Source organism: Lentzea sp. NPDC036949 (genome assembly GCF_055608075.1).
The window spans coordinates 144,498-162,463 of record NZ_JBVJRA010000015.1 but is presented as its reverse complement, the minus strand read 5'-3'; the positions used below and the strand labels follow the sequence as shown (position 1 = coordinate 162,463).

The window sequence follows — 17,966 nt, the reverse complement described above, 5'->3', positions numbered from 1 at the left end:
ACGCGGGGTTCTCCTCCTGCGACCCGGGCCGGATCTACCTGCCGGTGATCATGGACCCGGTCTACGGCTACCAGGGCCTCAACGTCGAGGCGCAGGCCCGCAGCCAGTCCTCGCTGCTGAACTGGACCCGGCACCTGATCGCGGTGCGCAAGCAGCACCGGGCGTTCGGCCACGGCGACTTCACCGAGCTCGGCGCGTCGAACCCCACCGTGCTCGCCTACCGCCGCACGCTCGGCGCCGACGTGGTGCTCTGCGTCAACAACCTCTCCCGCTTCCCCCAGCCCGTCGAGCTCGACCTGGCCGAGCACGCGGGCAGCGTGCCGGTGGAGCTCACCGGCGGCGTGCGGTTCCCGGCGATCGGGGAGCTGCCGTACCAGCTCACCCTGACCGGTCACGGCTTCTACTGGTTCCAGCTGACCTCCGACGTGGAAGGTGGCGACAAGAAGTGACGACGAGCGAGGCCGTCGAGGTCGTGCCGGAGCAGCTGGACCGCTGGCTGGTGACCCAGCCCTGGTTCCGCGGCCGCGGGCCGGTGGAGTGCGAACGCGTGACCGTGCTGCGCGACGGTGACCCGACGCTGGCCCACGTCGTGCTGGCGGCGGGCGGACGCCGCTACCAGCTCCTCCTGGGCGTGCGCGACGAGCTGCCGGAACGGCTGGTGCACGCCAGGATCGGCGCCGCGGGCGACCGCCAGGTGTACGAGGCGGTGTACGACCCCGAGCTCACCGCCGTGCTGCTGCGGCACTTCGAGGAGTCCGCGCAGGTGGCGGGCCTGCGGTTCCGCGGCGACCTGCCGCCGCGCTACACCGACGCGCCGGTCGGGCGGCCGTTCCCGGGCCCGCAGCGCAACTGCTCCATCGTCTACGGCCAGCGTCACGTGCTGAAGTTCTTCCGCGAGCTGGTCGCGGGCGACAACCCGGAGCTCGTGCTGCACACCGCCCTGCACTCCATCGACGACCCGCACATCGCACCACCCCAGGGCGCGCTGGAGTCCGAGCTGGACGGGGAGCGCACCACGTTCGCGGTGCTGCACGAGTTCGTCCCGCTCGGCGCCCTGGGCTGGCCGATGGCGACCGCGAGCGTGCGGGACTTCCTCGCGAGCCCCGGCACGGACCCGCAGGCCGCGGGCGGCGACTTCGCCGCGGAGGCGCGCCGGCTCGGCAGGGCCGTCGCGCGGGTGCACGCCGACCTGCGCGAGACGCTCGGCGAGCAGACCGCGGGACCGGACGAGGAGGCCGAGTTCGTGGCGGCCCTGCACCACCGCCTGGACGCGGCACTGGCCGAGGTCCCCGCGCTGGCACCGTTCGAGGCGGGCCTGCGCGCCCGGTTCGACGCCGTCCTGGCCGCCGCGGAGCCGGTCCGCCTGCAGCGGGTGCACGGCGACCTGCACCTGGGCCAGGTGCTGCGCTCACCGCGCACGTGGGTGCTCGTCGACTTCGAGGGCGAACCCCACGGCGGTGCGGCGGAACGGGCCCGGCCACGCCCCGCGGAACACGACGTGGCCACCGCCCTGCGGTCCCTGCACTACGCGGCGGCACAGCTGCTGGTGGGCGCGGACGACGTGGCCACCCTGCTGCCGCGGGCCGCTCGGTGGCTGGACCGCAACCGCGGCGCGTTCTGCGACGGCTACGCCGAGGTGGCGCCGGACCGCCGTCCCGGTGGCGCGCTGCTGGCCGCGGTCGAGCTGGACCGGGCGGTGCTGGAGGTGTGCCACGAGCAGCGCTACCGTCCCGAGTGGACGGTCATCCCGCTGTCGGCGATCGCGGAGGCGGTGACCGGCGAGCCCGCCTGGCTGGTGTAGCCGGGTTTCGGACGGCGGCGGGCCTCAGCGGTCCGGCCGCCGTCCACGGCCGGCGTGATCGCATCGTCGGTGCGGTCGTTGTCGGCAAGCTCGTGGTGGGACCGCGAGCCAGGTCGTCGTCGGCTCTCCGCGTTCGGCACCGCCGCCCGCGGCTCAGCCGGACTTGAGCAGGTTCTGCGTGTCGCCCCGCCGCTGGGTGCCCACGGTCGCGTCCGTGCCGATCAACGACACCGCCGTCGTCCGCACCGGTTCGAGCACCGGGGTGGCCTGGGTCCAGCTGCGCAGCAGGTGCCGGCACAGGGACGCCTCCAGGGCGATCGCGGCGGCAGCGGCGTGCAGGAGGTCCTGGGTCCGGCCGGGGTGGGCGGACAGGTGTTCGCGGCTCTCGTTCAGCATCCTGGCCCAGCGCTCGTCCGGCGCCTCCGCGACGGACGGGACCGGGCGGCCGCCGACGCGGTGCAGGCCCGCGGTGAGGCGGCGGTCGAACAGCAGCGCGATGCCCGCCGCCGCGGTCCGGTGGCCGATGGCCGTGGCGGTGGTGAGGGCCAGTGCGCTCATCGTGTTGTGGGCGGCGATGGCGACGGCGGGCACGCGGTCGATCGCGGGATGCGGCTCGTGCAGCGACTTCGCGGTGACGAGCTCGCGCAGCTGCGTGGTGGTGGCCTTGGTCTCGATGAACGTGTACAGCGCGGTGTGGCTGCTGCGCATCAGGCTGATGAGGTGGTCGCCGATGCGGGCGGGGGAGGCGGTGTCACCGCCCGCGTCCCTGACCATCGGCGCGGTCATCTCCCGCAGGGCGGCCAGCCACCGCTCGCTCAGCAGCGCACGCCACCGCACGACCTCCGGCTCGGCCGCGCGCTCGGCGCCGACGCCGTCGAACTCGCCTTCGTGCAGGGCGATCCACAGGGCCAGCTGGAAGTCCGGGTCGGCCACCAGCCGCGCCGGCTCGTCGACCGCCGTGAGGGCGGGGGGTGCCGTGCGGACGTCGAGCAGTGCGGCGATGACGCCGGCGCTCAACGGTCCTCGGGCGGTGGGCAACAACATCAGTGCCTCCGACGGGGGTGATCGCGATCCCGTGATCACTTACCCCTCCCGGGGTTCGTCAAACGCCTTCCCGGATTCCGGTACCCGGACGTGGGCCCGCGCCCTGCCGCTGAGGCGCCGTACAGGGGCGGCGAGGTCGCGGTCTTCAGGTCGTGTCCGGCTGACCGGACACGACCTGAAGACCGCGCGAGCTGGAGCACCCGCAACCCCGATGACGGCAGGTCGGCGGTCATCTCCCCGGGGGACGACCGCCGCCGACCTCCCGGCCGACCCGGCTCAGGCCGTCCGGGACCCCAGCAGTTCCAGCATCTCCGGCAGGTCGAAGAACCGCGCCACGTCGAGCGCGGACCTCGGCCCGAGTGCCGGGTCCGCCCCGGCCTCCAGCAACAGCCGCACGGAGCGCTCGGAACGGCGGAACACCGCCGCCCCGAGCGCGGTCTGCCCGCGGTCGTTGACCCGCCCGGTGTCGGCGCCGCGCTCCAGCAGCGCGGCGACGGTGTCGGGGTGGTTGTGGTACGAGGCCAGGACCAGCAGCGAGTCACCGGCGCCGTTGGTGAGGTTCACCGGCACGCCCGCGTCGAGTGCCTCGGCCAGCCGCTCGGTGTCGCCGGTGCGGGCCAGGTCGAACATCGACTGCAGGAACGCGAGCTCCTCCTCCGTCAGCGCCCCGGTCATGCGATCGTCGCCGGGAACCGTTCCCACACGCGGTGGGCGCCGAGCAGCGTCATCAGCTCCGTGAACACCTTCGTCGCGTCCTCACCGGCCACCACGCCCGCGGCACCGGTGATCCCGGCGGCCTCCAGGGCAGCGCGGCCGGTGCCCCACGCGCCGATGGCCTTGGCGTGGCGGAAGCACTCCTCGACCATCAGCAGCACGCGCGGGTCGACGGTCGTGCCCGGCGCGCCCGCCTTCGCGTCCCTGGCCGGCACCGCGTCCGGGCCGGGCGGGGGAGCCGCGGCGAGCAGCAGGGCGTCGAACTCGATCGACCGGGCCGTGAGGAACGTGCGCTGCGCGACCAGGCCGGAGTCGCCGATGGGACCACCGGTCGGCGCGATCAGCAACGGCACCATCCCGCCGGCCAGGATCGTCTCGCGGACGGTCCGCACGCCGTCGAGGTCGGCCGGGTCGACCACGATGCCGATGAGGCGGCCGTCGGTCGGCCAGGTCTTCCCGACCTGGGAGAGCGCCGGGCTCGGCGTGACCTTCCTCGGCCGCACGGTGGGTTCGGGCGCGGGCAGGCCGAGGCCGCGGGCGACCTCCGCGCACAGCGTCGGGTCGACGTTGGCGAGCACCCGCAGCTGGCGTTCCTTGATCGCCTGCTCGTAGCACTTGCCGAGCTCGAAGGTGAACGCGCGCACCACGTGCTCCTTCTCCACCGGCGACAGGCTCAGCCAGAACAGCCGCGGCTGCGTGAAGTGGTCGGCGAACGACACGGGCGACTGCCGCACCTTCGCCGACTTCGGCAGCGGCTGCGCCACCTCGACGAACGCCCGGTCCTCCACGCCCGCGGTGAACGGGTTGCCGCCGTCAAGCGTGTTCGGCCGGTACGGCGCCACCCCGGCGTGCACCGCGTGCTGGTGGTAGCCGTCGCGGAACATGTCGTTGACCGGCACGTGCGGGCGGTTGATGGGGATCTGGTTGAAGTTCGGCCCTGCCAGCCGGGTCAGCTGGGTGTCCAGGTAGGAGAACAGCCGCGACTGGAACAGCGGGTCGTCGGTGACGTCGATGCCGGGCACCAGGTTGCCGAGGTGGAACGCGACCTGCTCGGTCTCGGCGAAGAAGTTCATGGTGTTGCGGTTGAGCGTCAGGAGGCCGACCGGCTGCACCGGCGCGAGCTCCTCCGGCACGATCTTCGTCGAGTCCAGCAGGTCGATGCCCTCGAACGTCTGCCGCGGGGTGTCCGGGAAGATCTGCAGGCCGAGCTCCCACTGCGGGTACGCGCCGGACTCGATCGCGTCGGCGAGGTCGCGGCGGTGGAAGTCCGGGTCGAAGCCGTTGGCCATCTGCGCCTCCTCCCACACCAGGGAGTGCACGCCCAGCTTCGGCTTCCAGTGGAACTTCGCGAGCGCGGTCTCACCCTCGGCGTTGACGAGCCGGAACGTGTGGACGCCGAAGCCCTCCATCGTCCGGTACGAGCGGGGGATGCCGCGGTCGGACATGTTCCACAGGACGTGGTGGGTGGCTTCGGTGTGGGTGGACACGAAGTCCCAGAACGTGTCGTGCGCGCTCTGCGCCTGCGGGATCTCCCGGTCCGGGTGGGGCTTGCCGGCGTGGATGATGTCCGGGAACTTGATGCCGTCCTGGATGAAGAAGACCGGGATGTTGTTGCCGACCAGGTCGAAGTTGCCCTCCTGGGTGTAGAACTTCGTCGCGAACCCGCGGGTGTCGCGGACCGTGTCGGCCGAACCGCGCGAGCCCAGCACGGTCGAGAACCGCACGAACACCTGCGTCTCGACGCCGTCGCCCAGGAACGCGGCCTTGCAGACGTTGGCGGCCGTGCCATAGCCGACGAACACGCCGTGCGCGCCGTAGCCGCGTGCGTGCACCACGCGCTCCGGGATGCGCTCGTGGTCGAAGTGCATGATCTTTTCGCGCAGGTGGTGGTCCTGCAGCAACGTCGGGCCGCGGTCACCGGCCTTGAGCGAGTGGTCGGTGTCGTACAGCCGCGCGCCGGCCGATGTGGTGAGGAACTCGCCCTGCTGACCGTTGGCGAGCTTCGGGGCACCGGTGGGCGCTCCCGTCGGTGACACCGTCTCCGGACCGGTCTGGTCCTGCTTGGGCGGCAACGGGCCCCGCGGCTCGGTCGGCTCCTCGAGCGAAGGCGGCTCGCTGTTCGGCACGCCGGGGATCGGCGGGTTCACCATCTCGGTGACCTTGTCGACCGCCTTCTCCAACGCCGCCTTCACGCGCTTGCCCGGCTTCTGGGTCGCCACTTGCTTCCTCCTCGGAGCTTGAACGTCAGCCAGGCAGTACCCGCCTAAACGCCATCTATGCGTGACAACCCGTCCGAGTATTGGTCAGCGCCGCCGTTTCTTCTCCTTCGCCTTCTTCTCCTTCGCGGCGGGCGCGGGCACGATCCGCTCCGCGACCGCAGGTGGCGCGGCGGCCAGCCCCGGTCCACCGGCCTCGACCCACTCGACGACGCCGTCCACCACCTCGTCCTCCAGCACCGACCCGACCCACACCGGCCGGGCGCCCGCGGCCCGTTCCCGCGCGCCGGGCAGCACGACCACGACGTTGGACACCTCGCACGCGTCCAGGCAGTCGGCGACCCGGACACCGGACAGGCGGGAACGCAGGACCGCGAGCTGGTGGTCGTGGTCGACGTCGGGGTGCTTGCGCGCGGTACCGCAGCAGCACCCCCGGCAGACGGTGATCTTGGGCGTCATGCCCTGAGTTCTACCCACCGACCGGCCGCGAGGGGTGTGAACGTGCTGCGGTTCTCAGTCCCGCGATCCGGGCGACCGGCCGATAAAGTGCCGTACCCCTACGGATGCGGACCCTGATTGTTCCTCACCGGACACCGCCTGACAGTGATCGGCAGTGAACTGCCGCCGTCCCTGCCTGAAGGCGAGCGTTCCTGATCCGAGAGGAACTGAAGTGAACAGAACACCACGGTCCTGGGGTCTGCTGGCCCTGGTCGCCGCGGCGGCGCTGGCCCCGGTCAGCACCGCGCACGCGGCACCGGAGAACGCCCAGCGGACCGCCCCGGCGGCCACCTACCTCGGCGACACCGTCCCTGCGAACCTCGGTGACGTCTCGCCCATGTTCGCCGGCGGCCAGAACGCCACGGTGAGCGAGTTCCCCGGCATCGTCGCGGGCATCCGCGCCGGTGGCTCCCGGCCGGAGGGCCAGACCTGCACCGGCACGGTCGTCGCCCCGCGCAAGATCCTCATCGCGGCGCACTGCGCGGACGCGGAGGGGGAGAAGAAGTTCGTCTACGGCCTCGACGACCTCAAGGACTACCGGGGCGGCGCCGGTTCCGGGTTCGCCGTGAACGTCGTCAGCTACAAGAAGCACCCGCGGTACGTCAACTTCGACCAGGGCTACGACGTGGCGGTCGTGACCGTCGACCGCGACATCGCGCTCAAGGGCGGGGCGGCCTACCCGAAGTTCGCCACCTCGGCGGATGCCGGCGGCGCGGCACCGGGCAAGACGGGCCAGGGCTTCGGCTACGGCAAGAAGGACTTCAACGACACCTCGCAGGACGTCACGCTGGACAAGGCGAGCCTGCCGGTCGTCGACGGCGACCGGGTCTGCCAGGGCGTCGGCGCGGGCTTCAAGTCGGCGACCATGATCTGCGCCGGCTACTCCGACGGCCGCACCACGATCCTGCCCGGTGACAGCGGTGGCCCGCTGGTCGTCGACGGCAAGGTCTACGGCGTCGCGTCGTGGAGCCGGTCGGACTTCAAGTGGTACTCGATCTACGGCCGCCTCGACAACGACATGGGCGACTGGGTGAAGACCGAGGTCGGCGAGCAGCCCCCGGTCGGTGACTTCGGGCTGACCGTCGCGCCGGGCAGCGGTTCGGTCGCCGCCGGCAAGGCGCTGTCCGCCGCGGTCAACACGACCGCGGGCTCGGGTGGTGCGGAGAACGCGACGCTGTCCGCCTCCGGCCTGCCCAGCGGCGTGAAGGCGGTCTTCCAGCCGACGTCGGTCACCACCGGTGGCTCGGGCAAGGTCACGTTCGACGCGAGCACCACCGCTCCGAACGGCACCTACGAGATCACCGTCACCGGCACCACGTCGAGCGGCAAGACCGCGTCCGGCAGGTACTCGCTGACCGTCACCGGCGGCGGCGACCCGCAGCCGGGCGACTTCACCCTGGCGGCGACCCCGAGCAGCGTGAAGGCGGCCAAGGGCAAGTACGTCTCGACCACCGTCGGCAGCACCGGCGACGGCCAGACCATCACCCTCTCAGCCTCCGGCGTGCCCACCGGCGTGAAGGCGGCCTTCCAGCCGTCGTCGATCGCCGCGGGCAGCGCGGCCAAGCTGACGCTCGACGTCTCCACCACCGCGGCCGCCGGCACCTCGTCGATCACGGTCACCGGCACCGACGCGGGCGGCAAGACCGCCACCACCACGGTCTCGCTCACCGTCGAGGGCACCGAACCGCCGACCGGTGAGGTCACCGTCACCGCGACGCCGTCGTCAGCGACCGTCAAGCAGGGCCTGCTCGCGCAGACCCTGGTGAAGGCCGCCGGCGGCACCGGGAACCTCACGCTGACCGCGTCCGGGGTGCCCGCGGGCGCGCAGCTGTCGTTCAACCCGGCCACCATCGGCCAGAACGGCAGCAGCAACGTCTGGATCTTCACGAACTTCTCCACCCCGCCCGGCACCTACCCGATCACCGTCAAGGCCACCTCGGCGGACGGCAAGACCGGCACGACGACGTTCACGCTGACCGTCACCCGCTAGCAGCAACAACGACGTGTGGGGTGTGACCGCTTCCCGCGGTCACACCCCACACGTGTTCTCGCTGCTGAGCAGGTTGCCAGCTGTCGTGCCTTCGCCCCCGAGTTCCCGCCCCTGGCTCTGCCGGCGTCTGCAAGTACCACCAACTGGTACTTGCAGACGCCTTGGGCAAGCAAGGAGGGGAGGGGCGGACAAGACTTCTGGCCCCGGGTGTTCAGACCGTGAGAGTCCAGGAGTCGATGGTGCCGACGTCGTAGGTGTAGACGTCCTTCACCTGGAGCTTCCACGTGCCGTTGCGCGTCTCCGAGGAGAGGTCGACGGTGTAGGTCTCGTGGACCCCCGCCGAAGACGACGCGCCGCCGGCCTTCTTGAGCACGTAGGACCGGCCGGACGGGCCGACCAGGTCGATGGCCAGGTCACCGGTGTAGGTGTGGTTGATGTCGACCTTGACGGTTGCCGAGGCCGTGGAGTTGCCGGTGCAGCCCGAGATCGTGACCGAGGACGAGACCGCGGTGCCGTTGTCCGGGATGGACACGTCCTCGCCGTTCGTGCCGGGGCCGCACTCCGGTGCCGGGCCGCCGCCGATGAACCCGCTGTGGAGCAGCTTGTTCGGCGAACCGGAACCGGGGTTGGTGACCTTGCCGCTCGTGGCGCCGTTCACCAGCGCGTCGCGCAGGGCCTGGGGGCTCGCGGACGGGTTGGCCGACAGGTACAGGGCCGCGACCCCCGCGACGTGCGGGGTGGCCATGGACGTGCCGGACATGTTCGTGGCACCGCCGTTCAGCCCGAGCGAGGTGATGTTGTCACCCGGCGCGAAGATGTCGGTGCAGGTGCCGTAGTTGGAGAACGAGGCACGGGCGTCGTTCGACGAGGTCGCGTTCACGGTGATCAGCGCCGCGATCTTCGCGGGGCCGGTGGAGCAGGCGTCGGTCGAGCTGTTGCCCGACGCGACGGCCATCTGCACGCCCGAGCTCACCATGCCGGCGATGGCGTCGTTGCCGATGTCGGCGGTGTCGAACGTCCAGGAGGCGTTGACCACCGCGGGCTTGCGGGCGTTCGCGGTGATCCACTCGATCGCCTTGACACCCGCGGAGTCCGGGCCGTTGCCGGTGCAGCTGGTGCCCAGCATCCGCACCGACACCAGCTTCGCCTTCTTGGCCACGCCGTAGGTCTTCGACCCGACCGTGCCCGCCACGTGCGTGCCGTGGCCGGAGCAGTCCTGGCCGTTCTGGCCGTCCTCGATGAAGTCCGCGCCGACGGTGGCACGGCCCTCGAAGTCGGCGATGCCGGTCTTGATGCCGGTGTCGGTGACGTAGACGGTGACGTTCGACGCGCCCCCGTCCGGGTAGCTGAACCTCTTGTCCAGCGGGAGGTTCGCCTGGTCGATCCGGTCCAGGCCCCAGGTCGGGTTGCTCTGCACCTCGCTGGCCCGCGCCGTGCCGTCCTGGTAGACGGCCTTGACCGCGGGGTCGGCCGCGAGCCTGCGGGCCTGCTGCGAGCTCAGGCCGGTGACCTGGAACCCCTGCATGGCGCGGGAGAACACGGTGTCGAGGGTGCCGCCGTAGCGCTGGACCAGCGTGGAGGAGGCGGCCTGGACACCGGCCAGCGAGATGCCGCCGGCCGGTTTGAGGGAGACGATGAAGCTGTCGCCGGGGGCGGGGTGCTCGGCCCGGACGAAGTCGGCCTCAGCGGCGTGCGCCGCCGGGGCGGTGATGACCGAGAGCGACGCCAGCACGGCGAGCCCGAGAGCGGTGCGTTGCATGACAGGTCCTTCCGGGCGTCGTCAGAACGTCAGGGTCCAGGAGTCGATGGTGCCGCTGTCGTAGCTCCACACGTCCGTGACCTGCAGCTTCCACGTGCCGTTGCGGTCCTCCGCGGACGCGTCGACGGTATAGGTCTCGTGCACACCGGTCGTGGACGACGCGCCGCCCGCCTTCTTGAGGCCGTACTTCGCGCCGGACGGGCCGACCAGGTCGATGGCCAGGTCAGCGGTGTAGGGGTGGTTGATGTCCACCTTCACCTTGGTGGTGGTGGACGCCTTGCCGGTGCAGTTCGAGACGGTCACCGAGGAGGAGACGGCGGTGTTGGTGTCCGGGATGGACACGTCGTCGCCGTTGGTGGCCGCCGCGCACGGCTCGGGGTCGGGGCCGCCGCCACCGATGAAGGAGATGTTGAGCAGCTTGTTCGGCGAGCCCTTGGTGTCCGAGATCTTGTCCGGCGTCGAGTTGTTCACCAGCGCGTCGCGGACCTGGGCAGGGGTGGCAGAAGGGTTCGCCGAGAGGTACAGCGCGGCCGCGCCGACCACGTGCGGGGTGGCCATCGAGGTGCCGCCCATCGACGTGGTGCCGCCGCCGTTCTTCGTGGAGGTGATGTTCGAGCCGGGCCCGAAGATGTCGACGCACGAACCCCAGTTGGAGGCCTGGCCGCCGGTGTAGATCGAGCGCTTGTCGGCCGAGTCGCTGGCGGCCACCGTGATGGCCTCCGGCGTGCGGGCGGGGGAGGTCTGGCAGGCGTCGCCGTTGTTGTTGCCCGCCGCCACGCCGAACGTGACGCCCGCCGCGATCGCCCGCTTCACCGCGCTGTCCACAGTGGAGTCGGCGCCGCCGCCGAGGCTCATGTTCGCCACGGCCGGCTTCTTCGCGTTCTGGGCGACCCAGTCGATGCCCTTGATGATCTGCGAGTACTGCCCGTTGCCCGAGCAGTCGAGCACGCGCACACCGACGAGGTTGACCTTCTTGGCCACGCCGTAGGTCTTCGACCCGACCGTGCCGGCGACGTGCGTGCCGTGGCCCTGGCAGTCCGAGGCGTCCGGGTCGTTGTCGATGAAGTCGTAGCCGTCCTTGGCACGTCCCTCGAACTCCGGGTGAGCCTTGTAGATGCCGGTGTCGAGGATGTACGCGGTGACGTTGGAGGCGGTGTTCGGGTAGGTGTAGCGCTGGTCGAGCGGCAGGTTCGCCTGGTCGATCCGGTCGAGGCCCCAGGTCGGGTTGGTCTGGGTCTCTGACATGCGCGCCCAGCCGTCCTGCTGCACGTAGGCGACCTGCGGGTCGGCCGCGAGCCGCCGGGCCGCCGCCTCGTCGAGCTTCACCGCGAAACCGCGCACGGAGGCGACGTAGGTGTTGCTGACCTTGCCGCCGTGCTTGCGGGCCAGGTCGAGTGCCTTGGCGTTCGTGGTCGGCGCGTCGCTCGCCCCGTCCTTGAACACCACGATGTAGCTGCCCGCGACGGGCTGCGCCACCGCCTTGACCTCGGCCTGCTGGGCGAAGGCGGGGGTCGCCGCCGCAGCCGCGGCGCACAGGGCGGCCACACCGAGTCCGGCCGTGACCAGCCGGCGGGATGTGCGATCGAGTCGCATCTGAGGTTCTCCGTTCTGGGCCGCCTCGGCAGGGAGTGGGCGGCCACGTGCGGATCACCATCGGTCGCGTGCGCACCGCGAACAATCCGGATATCGCTACGTAGGGATACCCGTCTTTCGCCTAAGATCAGTCCGGATGAGTCGGACACCGAGCCAGCGCCGGCCCGGCCCCGCCGCACTGGTGCGGACCAGCTCCCCGGTGCTCGTGGGGCGGGGGGACCAACTCGGCACGCTGCGCGCCGCCGTGCCGAGGCACCCCGCCGTGGTCATGGTCGAGGGCGAGGCCGGTGTGGGGAAGTCCCGCCTGGTCCGCGAGCTGCTCGACTCCGACCTCGGGCCGATCGCCGTGCTGATCGGGCACTGCCAGCCGGTGGGGGAGCCGTTCCCGTACGGGGCGGTGCTGGAGGCGTTGCGCGACTGCGCCGAACGGCTCGCGCGCGGTCCGCGGCTCAGCCCCGTGACCGGTGTGCTGGGCGCGTTGCTGCCGGAGATCGCCGAACACCTGCCGCCGCCACCGCCGCCGACCGGGGACCCGCGGGCCGAGCGGCACCGGGTGTTCCGCGCGGTGCGGGAGCTGGTGAGCGTCCTCGGGCCGGTGCTGCTGGTCGTGGAGGACCTGCACTGGGCCGACGACGGGTCGCGGCAGCTGCTGCGGTTCCTGATGGGCGACCCGCCCGCGAACCTCTCGATCGTGGTCACCTACCGGCGCGAGGACGTGCCCGGCGGGGTGCCGCTGGGGTCGGCGTACCGGCCGCCCGGTGGGACCACCAGCGCGGTGCTGGAGCTCGAGCCGCTCGACGTGGCCGAGGTGCGGGCGCTGACCTCGGCCATCCTCGACGGCGAGCCGGTGTCCGCGGAGTTCGCGGCCAAGCTGCACGAACGCACGGCGGGCATCCCGTTCGTCGTCGAGGAGACCCTGCGCGCGCTGCGGAACCCGGCCGGTGCCGTGCACGCCGACGGTGCCACGGCGCGGCGGCTGCTCGACCACGTGGACGTGCCGGTGCTGCTGCGCGACGCGATGGCCGAGCGGCTGGCCGCGTTGCCGGTGACCGCGACCCGGCTGGTGCAGGCAGCGGCCGTGCTCGGGGTACCCGCGACGGCCGAGCTGCTCGGTGCGGTGGCCGCCATCGGGGAGAACCGGGTGCGCACGGCGTTGACCCACGCGCTGACGGGCCACGTTCTGCACGAGGCCGACGCACGCACCTACGGCTTCCGCCACGCGCTGGCGCGCCAGGCCGTGTACGACACGTTGAGCGGACCGGACCGCCAGCAGCTGCACAGCCGGGCCGTCGAGGCGTTGTCCCAGGTCGAGCCGCTGCCGTTGGTGCAGCTGGCCGAGCACAGCGAACGCGCTGGTCACACCGCTGAGTGGCTGCGCTTCGGCGAGGCCGCCGCCGACCGGGCCGCCGAGCGCGGTGAGGCCGGGACCGCCACCGCCCTGCTGCAACGGCTGCTGTTCGACCCGGCCGTGCCCGCGGCCGACGTGGACCGGCTCGCGATCAAGCTCGGCGAGGTCGCCCACCGCGGCCTCGACCAGCACGCCCCGACCGAGGCGCTGGAACGCCTGCTGTCCGACCGGCGGCTGTCCGTCTCGGCGCGCGGCGAGGTGCGCCTGTTCCGCGGCCTGCTGCTGATCCGCCAGGCCGGCGGCCTGGAGGAAGCCCGCGTCGAGATCGAACGCGCCGTCGCCGACCTGGGCGAACGCCCCGACCTGGCCGCCCGCGGCGCCGCCGTGCTGGGCCTGCCCTACCTCGGCACCACCCCGGTCGGCGAGTGCATGCCGTGGCTGGACCTCGTCGAGGAGCACCGCGCGTCGACCGGCGACGCCGAGCTGCGGCTGTCGCTCTACGCCAACCAGCTCGGCTCGAAGATGCACACCGGCGACCCGTCCGTGCTGCGCGAGCTGGACTTCACCCCCGCCACGACCCCCGGCGAACTGCGCCAGCTCGCCCGCGCCCACTGCAACCTCGCCGACGCGCTGGCCACCACCGGCCACCTCGACCTGTGCGGTGACCTGCTGCGCGACGGCCTGCGCCTCGCCGCCGAGTGCGGCGCCCCGTTCGTGGTGAGCACCGCCCAGGCCACCCGCGTCCGCCTCGACTGGCTGACCGGCCGCTGGGACGGCCTCGCCGACCGCGCCCAGACCCTGCTCGACGAGTACCGCGACCTGTTCCCGGTGGCCAGCGAGCTGAACCTGGTGCTCGGCTCGCTGGCCACCGCGCGCGGCGAGTGGGCGGAGGCCACCAGCCACCTCACCGAGACCGGCGCGTTCGCCCCGGAGGAGTCGATCGCCCCGGTCGCCATCGCCGGCTGCGCCGCACTGGCGTGGACGGTGCTGTCGCAGGACGAGGTCACCCGCGCCTGCGTGGACGTGGACCGCGGCCTCGCCGTCGTGCGCGCCAAGGGCGTCTGGGTGTGGGCCACCGAACTGGGCCCGGTCGCCGTGGCCACGTTCCTCGCCGCCGGCCGCGAAACCGACGCCGAGACCCTGATCGCCGACATCGCCCGCGGCATCGAGGGCCGCGACGCACCAATGGCGGTGGCCGCACTGGCCCAGTGCCGCGCCCGCCTCGCCGAGGCCCGCGGTCAGCTCGACGTCGCCATGACGCTCTACCGGGAAGCCGCCGACCGCTACGCGGCGCTGCCCGCGCCGTACTTCACGGCCCTGGTGACCGAACGCGAGGCCGTCTGCCTGCTCCCGACCGGCCACGAGAAGGCGACCGAGGTCCTCTCCGCCCTGGTGGACACCTTCGACGCGCTGGGCGCGACCCGCGACGCCGCCCGGTGCCGCCACCTGCTGCGCAGCATCGGTGGCGGCAAACCCTCCCGCCGCGGCCGCCGCGGCTACGGCAACGAGCTGTCCCCGCGCGAACAGGAGGTCGCCCGCCTGCTCGCCGCCGGCCACACCAACCGCAAGATCGCCGACGTGCTGTTCCTGTCGCCGCGGACCGTGGAACAGCACGCGGCCAGGGTGCTGCGCAAGCTCGGGGTGTCGTCGCGGGCGGAGCTGCAGGCGGAGGACCTGGGCTGACCGGCTGCGCGGTGGTGTTCAGCCGAGCAGCCTGGCGCACGCCCTGGCCATGCTGTCGCGGTCGTCCGCTGACAGGGCCCGTCAGCGGCTGTCAGGCCCTGCCAGCCGCACGTGCGCCCGGTGCCAGCGCCTCCCACCAGCCTTCTGGGCGTACACCCCCAGAGCTGATCAGGAGTCCACCCCATGCACGTCACGATCATCGGCGCCGGTCTCGGCGGCCTCACCCTCGCCCGCGTGCTGCACGTGCACGGCATCGAGGCCGCGGTCTACGAGGCCGAGCCGTCACCGACCGCCCGCGCCCAGGGCGGCATGCTCGACATCCACGACTACAACGGCCAGCTCGCCATCACCGCCGCCGGGCTGATGGACGAGTTCCGCGCCATCGTCCTGGAGGGCCGCGAGGCCATGCGCGTCGTCGACCGCAACGGCACCGTCCTGATCGACAAGGCCAACGACGGCACCGGTGGCCGCCCGGAGGTGCAACGCGGCGAGCTGCGCACGTTGCTCATCGACTCGCTGCCCGAAGGCACTGTCCGATGGGGGCACAAGGTCAGCAGCGCGCGCACCCTCGACGACGGCCGCCATGAGGTCACGTTCGACAACGGCACCGTCATCGCCACCGACCTGCTCGTCGGCGCGGACGGCGCCTGGTCGCGCATCCGCCCGCTGCTGACGCCTGCGACCCCCGAGTACGCGGGCACGTCGTCCGTCGAGACCTTCCTGCTCGACGCCGACACCCGCCACCCGGGGGCCGCCGCACTGGTCGGCGGCGGCATGATGATGGCCGCCGCGCCGAACAAGGGCATCCACGCCCACCGGGAACGCGGGGGCACGCTGCACGTCTACGTGATGTTCACCGAAGCGCAGGAGTGGTTCGACCGCTTCGACTTCACCGACCCCGCCGCGGCCACCGCCGCGCTCGCGCGGGAGTTCGACGGCTGGGCCCCCGAACTGGTCGCGCTGATCACCGACACCGACACCCCGCCGCTGTGGCGGCCCCACTACGGCCTGCCCTCCGGCCACCGCTGGGAGCGCGTGCCGGGCGTGACGCTCGTCGGCGACGCCGCCCACGTCGCCGCACCGGACGGCGAGGGCGCCAACCTCGCGATGCTCGACGGCGCCGACCTCGCGCAGGCACTGGCCGCGCACCCGCACGACGTCGAGGCGGCGCTGGCGGAGTACGAGCGGAAGATGTTCGGGCGCGTGGAGGCGGGCGTCGACGAGGAGCAGCTGCTGCAAAGCCTGTTCGGGGAGAACGCGCCGCAGAACCTGGTGGACCTGTTCGCCGAGCACCAGGCGTCCTGACCCACGAGGAGCCGGTCCGTCAGACCAGGTCCGCCGGGGCACGGGCCGCGAGCGCCTCCGCGTCCGCCACGCCGAGCCGCCGTCCCCGGACCTGCCGTGCGCGGCCGGAACGCCGGTCGCACCCGCAGGTCTCGAAGCCCTCGTAGCGCAGCCCGGCCGCCAGCGCCGCGGCCACGGCCCTCCACCCGGAGTCGTCCGTGCGCCGCGGCGCCGTGAAGTCGTGGCCCGCGAACGCGTACCGGCACACGCCGCCGACGGTAGCAGGAGCCGCTCAACGTCCGAAGTGGACGAACCGCACCGCGGTGTGCAACGCCCGCGCCACCGGCTGAGCACGTCTTCACGACCGGCGACGTGCGCGGAGTCCACCACCCCGTTTCGGCCACCTGACCGGGTGAAGTTCCGCTCGAACGACGGCAGCGGCTGGCTTTTCGGCCGCGCGGTCCGGTAAGCCCTCCGGCGTGCGTTTGCCTCACGCGGTTTGGGTCGGCGGGCTGCTGGTGCCCGCCCTGCTCGCCGCCACCGGTGTGTTCGTCTACGGCAGTGGCGTCGAACGGTCGCTCGACGCCGATGTCCGCTCGGCGCTGACCAAGGCCGGCTACCACGGCGTCGTGGCGGTGGACGGGCGGTCGGTGGTGGTCAGCGAGGTGGCCCCGCGCGCGGCCGACGCCGTGCGCGCCGTGGTGTCCGACGTGGACGGTGTCGCCACCACCGAGATCCGCGCGGCCGGCCCCGAGCAACTGCTCGTGGCCGTGCGCGGCGCGGAGGTCCTGGTGTCCGGCGCGGTCGCCGACGACGCGGAACGCCGCGCGCTGGTCGACGCCGTCCAGACCCCCGGTCACCGGGTCACCGCGGCACTGCGCCTGGGAGGCACCCTGCCGATCCCGCCCGCGGTGGTCGGCCGGCTGGTGTCGGCCGCGTTGTCCGCCAGGGTGTCCGAGGTGACCACGACCGTCCACGGTGGACATGTCGCCGTGGCTGCCCGCGTGCCGGACGAGGAACGTGCCACCGCGGTCCGCGAGGCCATCCGCCAGGCCGCGAACGGCCTGCGGGTCACCGACCGCGTCGAGGTCGGCCCGTCCACCACCGCCGGCGACCTGGACGTCGCGGCCCTGCACGACTCGATCAGCCGCATGGTCAACGGCAACGGCGCGATCCGGTTCGTGCAGGGCACCACCGCCTGGGAGGGCCACGGCCCGGTGCTCGTGCACCGCGTCGGCCGCATGCTCCTGGTCGCACCCCGCGCCTCCGTCACGCTGGTCGCCCACGGCACCGACCCGGTAACGGCCACCACCCGCGGCCAGATGGTCCGCGACGAGCTCGTGGGCCAGGGCGTCTCCCCAGCCCTGATCGCCGTTGAGACCCGCCCCGCCCCCGACGGCGAGTACGACCCGGCCACCCGCCAGGTCGACGTCGTAGTCCGCTAGGAGTTCCCGTGCTCTGGTTGTTCTCGCAGATGTTCCTGCTGTGCCTGGCGTCCTTCGCCGCCGGCTGCCTGCTCACCTGGCTGGCCGTGCGCAAGCGCCACGCCGAGTCCCCGAAGCCCCGCCTCGCCCTGCCTGCACCCCGCACCGAGAACCCGATCGTGCGCCAGCAGCCGCTGCTCCAGGTCGCGGACGAACCCGTGGTGACGGTGCCCGCCGATGACGAGGAAGCGTTGCCCGTCAAGGGGAACTCGCGAACGATGGTCTACCACACGCCGGACTCGCCGTACTACCGGCGGATGAAGGGCGACGTGATGTTCGGGACCGAGACCGAGGCGCTGAAGGCCGGGTACCGGATGTGGACGACGAAGGCCCGCGTGAAGGCCTGATCGCACTTCTCCAGACCCCTCCGACGTCGAGGAAGGCCCCGTCGATCTGACTAGCAGGTAGTGACTTGCCGCACAAGCGCAGGTATAACTTGTTCTCATGCGGCAAGAGTGAGGATGATCACATGAACCACACAATGACGTGTGATAACGGTTTCAAGGGTCCCTCTCGACGTTCGTTCTTGACTGGAACAGGTTCTATTTTAGG

General features: G+C 72.2%; 14 protein-coding genes. 7 read left to right on the top strand and 7 right to left on the bottom strand.

Annotation, left to right across the window (positions count from 1 at the left end; genetic code table 11):
* Together ACZ7CD_RS33660 and ACZ7CD_RS33655 are read left to right on the top strand one after the other, a co-directional pair.
* On the top strand, positions 1-449 hold a 449-nt coding region (locus ACZ7CD_RS33660), incomplete at its 5' end, for an alpha-glucosidase C-terminal domain-containing protein (protein ID WP_470376203.1).
* Positions 446-1,801 (top strand): maltokinase N-terminal cap-like domain-containing protein, encoded by a 1,356-nt coding sequence (locus tag ACZ7CD_RS33655; RefSeq protein WP_470376202.1) that lies wholly within the window; start codon positions 446-448, stop codon positions 1,799-1,801. The genes ACZ7CD_RS33660 and ACZ7CD_RS33655, both read left to right, overlap by 4 nt.
* Before the next feature lie 153 nt (positions 1,802-1,954).
* Here ACZ7CD_RS33655 and ACZ7CD_RS33650 read toward each other — a convergent pair whose 3' ends face one another.
* From ACZ7CD_RS33650 to ACZ7CD_RS33635, 4 genes are all read right to left on the bottom strand, one after another.
* Positions 1,955-2,845, bottom strand: coding sequence for a hypothetical protein (locus tag ACZ7CD_RS33650; protein ID WP_470380504.1), 891 nt, complete (start codon positions 2,843-2,845; stop codon positions 1,955-1,957).
* 276 nt (positions 2,846-3,121) lie between these two features.
* Positions 3,122-3,520 carry an ankyrin repeat domain-containing protein gene (locus ACZ7CD_RS33645; protein ID WP_360388613.1) on the bottom strand — a complete coding sequence of 133 codons (399 nt, stop codon included), beginning with the start codon at positions 3,518-3,520 and terminating at the stop codon, positions 3,122-3,124.
* On the bottom strand, positions 3,517-5,709 hold the full coding sequence (locus tag ACZ7CD_RS33640) for a catalase (RefSeq protein ID WP_470372021.1): 2,193 nt from the start codon (positions 5,707-5,709) through the stop codon (positions 3,517-3,519). The genes ACZ7CD_RS33645 and ACZ7CD_RS33640 overlap by 4 nt, the downstream gene beginning before the upstream one ends.
* A 153-nt stretch (positions 5,710-5,862) precedes the next feature.
* Positions 5,863-6,234, bottom strand: a complete 372-nt coding sequence (locus ACZ7CD_RS33635) for a hypothetical protein (protein ID WP_360388607.1) — start codon at positions 6,232-6,234, stop codon at positions 5,863-5,865.
* 211 nt (positions 6,235-6,445) lie between these two features.
* Between ACZ7CD_RS33635 and ACZ7CD_RS33630 the strand changes: the two genes are divergently transcribed.
* A complete protein-coding gene (locus ACZ7CD_RS33630) occupies positions 6,446-8,263 on the top strand; it encodes a trypsin-like serine protease (protein ID WP_470372014.1) in 1,818 nt (605 codons plus the stop codon).
* 211 nt (positions 8,264-8,474) lie between these two features.
* Here ACZ7CD_RS33630 and ACZ7CD_RS33625 read toward each other — a convergent pair whose 3' ends face one another.
* Entirely contained in the window at positions 8,475-10,022 is a 1,548-nt protein-coding gene (locus ACZ7CD_RS33625) for a S8 family peptidase (RefSeq protein ID WP_470380503.1), read from the bottom strand.
* A 21-nt stretch (positions 10,023-10,043) separates the two neighbouring features.
* On the bottom strand, positions 10,044-11,615 hold the full coding sequence (locus tag ACZ7CD_RS33620) for a S8 family peptidase (protein WP_470372012.1): 1,572 nt from the start codon (positions 11,613-11,615) through the stop codon (positions 10,044-10,046).
* A gap of 136 nt (positions 11,616-11,751) precedes the next feature.
* On the opposite strand from ACZ7CD_RS33620, the gene ACZ7CD_RS33615 reads away from it, so the two are divergent.
* Together ACZ7CD_RS33615 and ACZ7CD_RS33610 are read left to right on the top strand one after the other, a co-directional pair.
* Entirely contained in the window at positions 11,752-14,646 is a 2,895-nt protein-coding gene (locus tag ACZ7CD_RS33615; RefSeq protein WP_470380502.1) for an ATP-binding protein, read from the top strand.
* A 183-nt stretch (positions 14,647-14,829) separates the two neighbouring features.
* Entirely contained in the window at positions 14,830-15,951 is a 1,122-nt protein-coding gene (locus ACZ7CD_RS33610; protein ID WP_470380501.1) for an FAD-dependent oxidoreductase, read from the top strand.
* Between the two features lie 19 nt (positions 15,952-15,970).
* On the opposite strand, the gene ACZ7CD_RS33605 is transcribed toward ACZ7CD_RS33610, so the two are convergent.
* On the bottom strand, positions 15,971-16,198 hold the full coding sequence (locus ACZ7CD_RS33605; protein WP_458432040.1) for a hypothetical protein: 228 nt from the start codon (positions 16,196-16,198) through the stop codon (positions 15,971-15,973).
* Between the two features lie 211 nt (positions 16,199-16,409).
* Here ACZ7CD_RS33605 and ACZ7CD_RS33600 point away from each other — a divergent pair, with 211 nt between their 5' ends.
* Positions 16,410-17,375, top strand: coding sequence for a hypothetical protein (locus ACZ7CD_RS33600; protein ID WP_360388591.1), 966 nt, complete (start codon positions 16,410-16,412; stop codon positions 17,373-17,375).
* Positions 17,376-17,383: 8 nt separating this feature from the next.
* Complete coding sequence (locus ACZ7CD_RS33595; RefSeq protein ID WP_360388589.1) at positions 17,384-17,761, top strand: sunset domain-containing protein; 378 nt, start codon at positions 17,384-17,386, stop codon at positions 17,759-17,761.
* Positions 17,762-17,966 lie beyond the last annotated feature (205 nt).

What these genes read in the sequence shown, in the direction of transcription:
- ACZ7CD_RS33610 (WP_470380501.1), top strand. Translation starts at nt 14,830, where the DNA reads ATGCACGTCACGATCATCGGCGCCGGTCTCGGCGGCCTCACCCTCGCC.
- ACZ7CD_RS33640 (WP_470372021.1), bottom strand. Translation starts at nt 5,709, where the DNA reads ATGGTGAACCCGCCGATCCCCGGCGTGCCGAACAGCGAGCCGCCTTCG.
- ACZ7CD_RS33620 (WP_470372012.1), bottom strand. Translation starts at nt 11,615, where the DNA reads ATGCGACTCGATCGCACATCCCGCCGGCTGGTCACGGCCGGACTCGGT.
- ACZ7CD_RS33625 (WP_470380503.1), bottom strand. Translation starts at nt 10,022, where the DNA reads ATGCAACGCACCGCTCTCGGGCTCGCCGTGCTGGCGTCGCTCTCGGTC.
- ACZ7CD_RS33650 (WP_470380504.1), bottom strand. Translation starts at nt 2,845, where the DNA reads ATGTTGTTGCCCACCGCCCGAGGACCGTTGAGCGCCGGCGTCATCGCC.
- ACZ7CD_RS33615 (WP_470380502.1), top strand. Translation starts at nt 11,752, where the DNA reads ATGAGTCGGACACCGAGCCAGCGCCGGCCCGGCCCCGCCGCACTGGTG.
- ACZ7CD_RS33635 (WP_360388607.1), bottom strand. Translation starts at nt 6,234, where the DNA reads ATGACGCCCAAGATCACCGTCTGCCGGGGGTGCTGCTGCGGTACCGCG.
- ACZ7CD_RS33645 (WP_360388613.1), bottom strand. Translation starts at nt 3,520, where the DNA reads ATGACCGGGGCGCTGACGGAGGAGGAGCTCGCGTTCCTGCAGTCGATG.